The sequence below is a fragment of the Acidithiobacillus sp. TH-A36 genome, from assembly GCF_057473445.1.
Genome location: NZ_JBYCKP010000546.1, coordinates 1 through 4045 on the forward strand (window position 1 = coordinate 1; position 4045 = coordinate 4045).

Genomic DNA, 4045 nt, shown 5'->3' on the forward strand with positions numbered 1-4045 from the left:
CGTGCTATTGATATTGATCTGGGGTTTGCTATGGGCCCGCTTCAAACCCCAGAAATTGCAGCAACTGCTTGAACTGGTTGATGAATAAAACTATTTAATTGCGGCGACTTTTTCCCGATTAGCCGCCGTATCCGGTAACTTATGCATCTCCAAAAAGATGTTGCCGGCATGTAATCCATACCAGGTTACGTCGGTGTGATCCATGACCGTATCGGGGGTGATCATATACATCCAGTCATTGGCGTGCAGATTGTAAAAGCTTTTACCAACCGGCTGACGCACATCGTAGGACCAGTGCAGGGCAAATCCGAAGGCATCACCCGAAGCCTTTTTCACATCACCGGCCGAACCTTCAGCACTGCCAACAAAGTGATGTGCACTGGTTTCAGTAAGATGCCAGACCCGCTGTTGATAGGTCTTTTTACCGGCAGCATCAAAATAGGTGAAGTTTTCCACCAGAGTTCCCTTGTTCTCCTGCCAGGTGCCCATCATGCGCACCACAAAGCGATTGACGACCTTACCTGAGCGATTTTCAAAAACACCCTGGGCCATCAAGGGGCCATTAAAAAACGTCTTCAAATCAAATTTAGGATGGCTTTGTGCGTATTCCTGCGGCTGAGTGGCACAACCAGCCAGCGCCATCACCAAAGACAAACCCAAAACTTTATGTACTGTATTCATGATGCCCTCCCAGATATGGAACCAGAAAAACGTAACTCCCGACCTTCTACCGACCAGTAGCCCATCAAAATAATGGCGATAATTTTGGTCAGCGCCGGAATCACGGCATAACAAAAAGACAAAGCCCAAAGATCTTTCCCTGAGGAATAACCGAGAGCCTGCAAAAGTGGCAATATCAAACCGGCGCCCAAGGCCGTAGCGGCTTTACCCACCCAATTCAACAACCCGAAATAATTTCCCGGTCGACTGCGACTGTCCTGATCACTGTGGTCTGCCAGAAGACTGGGCGGCAGGGCCTGATCTGCCCCGAGGGTCAAACCGGTAAACACGCAAATCAGCGCATAGGCCCAGAGATCACCGTTGCGTAGAAAAAAGGCGCAGAAAAATGCCAGTGTGGCAATGAACATGGAAAGGCGCCAGGCCAGACTTTTACTGAAATGACTGGATAACCACAGCCATAAAGGCATTCCCAATGCGCCCGATAGAAAGTAGGCCAGTAAAAATAAGGGGGCCAATTGATGCGCACCAAGAATTTCATCCACAAAAAAGAAAAACAGGGTTCCAGCTACTGCATTGGCAGACTGCGACAAGGTATAAATAATCAGCAAGTGCCGTAATGACTTACGTCGCAACGCGGAAAAAAATGTCCACCACGGCGTTTTCTCGCCGACCACCGGGCGCTGCATACTGCGCCTTTGCAAAGGCATTACGGCCAGAATGAGCAACACCGCAAATATACCCGCAAAAATTTCCAGACCATAATGACGCCCAAAATGCTTCATCAACAAGTCGGGTAATGCGGCTGCAAGTAACACCCCGATTAATGCACCGGCCTCACGGCTGGTCGTCAGCCAGGTCCGGCCATTGTAGTCATGAGAGAGTTCTGCGCCCAAGGCCTGATAATTGACACTACTGATACTAAAAAATACATAAAAAATAATGAGAGACAAGCTCAGACTCAACCAGATCATGCTTGCCAGCGGATTGAACAGCAGATAAAAACCCAGAATCATTCCGGGAATACCCAGAAGAATCAGCAGACGCCGCCCCCGGTGCTGTTCTGCCCAGCGATCACTCCAAAGCCCGATCAAGGGATCCTGCACGGCATCCAGCAAGCGGACTGCCAACAAAATCACCCCCAGAAAACTCAGGGACATCCCGAAATCCGTGGCATATAAATGGGGAATTAACAGATATACAGGCAAGGCACCAAATGCCAGAGGCATTCCCAGCGGAGCGTAAAGCAGGAGCATTTTCAGGGAGGGCCTGTCCTGCTTATTCATGCAGGTCCAAAAGCTTGTTGCGCAAACCCGGTACCTGGGTATGGGGACTCAACCAGATGGCAAAAAATTCCGGACAGAATTGCGGGTCATCAATTTTGCTATGAAGCACACCATTATAATAAAAAGCCGTGTATTTCCCGGGCATACACAAGCCGACAATCTGATCACCGGGTTTCACATCCGGGAATGCATGCTGGAGGTCAGTCCGATATTTTGCCAACTGGGCGGCATCCAGATCATCCAGTCGCCGCATTTCCTTGAGCGAAGTCTTGACCAGCTCGTGACTGCTGAAACTGCGCTCATAGTCAATGCCCAAGGCAAAAGTCCGGGTGGGTGTGTACTGATCGCCGCTGATCCACAACGCAGCGTTATAAACACTGAAAAACAGCCAGTTCAGATGCCCCGCACCCAGCAAATGCAAATCTGGGGCCGCCGTTTTTACCGCTGCCGGCAATGGCACCTTGGGTGCTGCGGACCAGGCGAACGGGCTCATTAAAAACAAACAGAAAATAGTCAGTAACTTAGCCATGCGTCAGGGTCACCTGGGTCAGATCAATTTCTCCTTCCGCAAAACCGGCTTCACAATAAACCAGATAAAAGCGCCACATTTTGCAGAACACCGAGTCATAACCGAGGCTTTTAACGGCTTCTTCCTGAATATCAAATCGCTGACGCCAAATGCGCAAAGTCCTGGCGTAGTCCTGACCAAAATCTTTGCGTTCGAGCAATTGCAAACCGGCGGTGGATATTTCTTCCTGCAGCCGGGCCGGAGAAGGGAGCATCCCGCCTGGAAACACATAATGGCGGATAAAATCAGAACTTTTCTGATAGGCCGAAAAACGCGCATCGGCGATGGTAATACTCTGGATCAGCGCCCGTCCGCCTCTGCGCAGCAGCTGATGAATTTGCTGAAAATAGCTGGACCACCATTCAGCGCCCACCGCTTCGAGCATTTCGATGGAGACAATTCCATCATAATGTCCCTGTAAATCCCGATAATCCATCAGGGAAAATTCCGTTAAATGACTGAGTCCCTGCTTTTCGAGACGCTCTTTCGCATAAGCCAACTGCTCTTTTGACAGAGTAATGCCATGCACAAAAAAACCACGGCGCGCTGCATATTCGGCAAATCCACCCCACCCACAGCCTATTTCCAAAAGTCTTGATCCAGGGGCCAAGTTCAGGGCACTGAGCGCCCGTGCATATTTTCTTTCCTGGGCGTCAGTCAGCGTCAGGGAATCGTCACCATCATATAAGGCACTGGAATACGTCATACTCGAATCCAGCCAGAGCTGGTAAAATTCATTACCCAGATCGTAATGAAAAGAAATATTCTTGCGGCTACCGCGCCGGGTATTGGCGCGCAACAGTCGGTTCAGCAGGGTGAATATCAAGCGCCGGAACCATGAACCCTCGATATATTTTTCGACCATGCCACGATTGGCAATAGCCAGACGCAGCAATGCCACCGGATCACTGCTCTCCCACAAGCCTTCCATGTAACCGCGCCCGAAAGCAATATCACCGTCCCGCGCCAGCAGCGACAAAATCCGCCAGTCATTCACCACCCACTCGGCGTGAATACCCGATTCTGCCCCCTGAAACTGCAAAATATCCCCTTCCGGGGTTTTCAGCGTCAATTGTCCGCAATGCATGCCTTCCAGCATCTGCAGCAAGCTTTGTGCAGAGCGGGGAAGTCCTGGCATAGGAATTCGTTGGTTACCAAGCGCTGTACTCATAAACTGATCTCCTGCTGGGGGGGCTCCGGTTTTTTATGAAAAGGAATGTGCGCACGCCATAGTCGGATGGCCTGCCAATGAATAAAAAGAACGACTGAGAAGGTCATGAAAGGCTGCTGCAAAACGGCCCGCCAGACGCTGGAAATATTCAGATTACGGCGCTGTCCCGCAATTTGGGTGATGAGACAGGGCGCGCCAGCCGCATCCAGATAATGAATATCTGCCTGAAATCCTTGATCTTCAATATGAAAGCGAAAGCGATACTGCCCTTCTACCGGTAAAAACGGGGATACATGAAAAGCCTTGCTGGCAACCAGCCAGTCACCCTTGCTGATAGCGCGC

The 4045-nt window shown here is 50.5% G+C and carries 5 protein-coding genes; all 5 read right to left on the reverse strand.

What is annotated here, in order from left to right:
• Positions 1–90 precede the first annotated feature (90 nt).
• A complete protein-coding gene (locus tag AC2VLY_RS13930; protein WP_193651338.1) occupies positions 91–681 on the reverse strand; it encodes a DUF3833 family protein in 591 nt (196 codons plus the stop codon).
• The gene (locus AC2VLY_RS13935) at positions 678–1964 is read right to left on the reverse strand and encodes an MFS transporter (protein ID WP_193651337.1); all 1287 of its coding nucleotides are present in this window, start codon (positions 1962–1964) and stop codon (positions 678–680) included. Before AC2VLY_RS13935 ends, AC2VLY_RS13930 begins: the two co-directional genes overlap by 4 nt.
• Positions 1957–2493, reverse strand: coding sequence for a chalcone isomerase family protein (locus tag AC2VLY_RS13940; RefSeq protein WP_300251626.1), 537 nt, complete (start codon positions 2491–2493; stop codon positions 1957–1959). The genes AC2VLY_RS13935 and AC2VLY_RS13940 overlap by 8 nt, the downstream gene beginning before the upstream one ends.
• Positions 2486–3703 (reverse strand): SAM-dependent methyltransferase, encoded by a 1218-nt coding sequence (locus AC2VLY_RS13945; RefSeq protein ID WP_300251623.1) that lies wholly within the window; start codon positions 3701–3703, stop codon positions 2486–2488. The genes AC2VLY_RS13940 and AC2VLY_RS13945 overlap by 8 nt, the downstream gene beginning before the upstream one ends.
• The coding region (locus AC2VLY_RS13950; protein ID WP_486922478.1) for a DUF1365 family protein at positions 3700–4045 on the reverse strand (346 nt) is incomplete at its 5' end. The genes AC2VLY_RS13945 and AC2VLY_RS13950, both read right to left, overlap by 4 nt.